This window comes from Vibrio sp. 1562, from assembly GCF_033340155.1.
Classification (GTDB): domain Bacteria; phylum Pseudomonadota; class Gammaproteobacteria; order Enterobacterales; family Vibrionaceae; genus Vibrio; species Vibrio alginolyticus.
In genome coordinates, this window is sequence record NZ_JAWOVY010000140.1 from 1 (window position 1) to 976 (window position 976).

Below are 976 nucleotides of genomic sequence, written 5' to 3' on the forward strand. Positions count from 1 at the left end.
TTATTGGATTTCGTAGAGCGCATCGATCACCCACATCACAAAGAGCATGCACATAATGTCATTTTTGACCACGAGATTTCCGATGCTGAACAATCTAGCCCGATGATTGGTTGTCATGAATTGCTGAACTACTTGGAGAAAAAAGCGATTAAAACCGCCATCGTGACGCGAAACTGCCTAATTGCGACACAAAGAAAATTGGAACATAACCAAATCACCGTTGAGCAAGTGATCACGCGTGAATGTTATCCACCAAAACCCGATCCTTTATCGCTACAAGTGCTCGCCAAGGAGTGGCGTTTGATGCCAAATGAAGTGCTGTATGTCGGTGACTTCCTTTACGATTTACAAGCTGCGTACAATGCACAAATGCCGTCTTGTTTAGTGCATCACGGCATCACCGAACAATTTCAAAATTCGGCATCACTTGCGGTGAAAGAACTGTCCGATTTGCTGGCGTACTTTGAATCAGCGCACTGATCCCTTTGTCCGAAAAGCTCAACGAATTAGTTTGCCAATTCTCAGAGACAAAAAAAGGAGCACTCATGTGCTCCTTTGGCTTATTCCCGAATCGTATGTAAATGTTTGAACTTAGCCTTGTAGGTAAGCGTTAAGCATCCACATCAGTTTTTCTTGCTCACGGATGTAATCACCCATCAGTGCCGCAGTACCTTCATCGTCTGCTTCACCAGCGTTTTGTAAAATCTCACGCTGTTTAACAAGCAGAACACCAAAACCATCAACCAAGCCTTTCACGCACTCTTCACCCGCAGTCGCGTTTTGATGCTCTTTGATTTCGCTTGATTCTAAGTAATGGCTAAACGCGTGTGCTGGTGTGTAACCCAACGTTAAAATACGTTCTGCAAGTTCATCAATTTTGGTTTGAAGATCTGTGTAGATCTCTTCAAATTTTACGTGCAATTCAAAGAACTGGTGGCCTTTGATGTTCCAGTGATAACCGCGTGTGTTCATGTAC

Annotated in this window: 2 protein-coding genes; one reads left to right on the top strand and one right to left on the bottom strand. The window is 43.6% G+C overall.

Annotated elements, in window-relative coordinates:
- Nucleotides 1–480, top strand: a 480-nt coding sequence (locus R7Z49_RS23745) for an HAD-IA family hydrolase (protein ID WP_318112178.1), incomplete at its 5' end; no start/stop codon positions are given.
- A 111-nt stretch (nucleotides 481–591) separates the two neighbouring features.
- Here the strand turns inward: R7Z49_RS23745 and R7Z49_RS23750 are convergent.
- Nucleotides 592–976: Dps family protein (locus tag R7Z49_RS23750; protein ID WP_318112180.1), on the bottom strand; the 385-nt coding region annotated here is incomplete at its 5' end.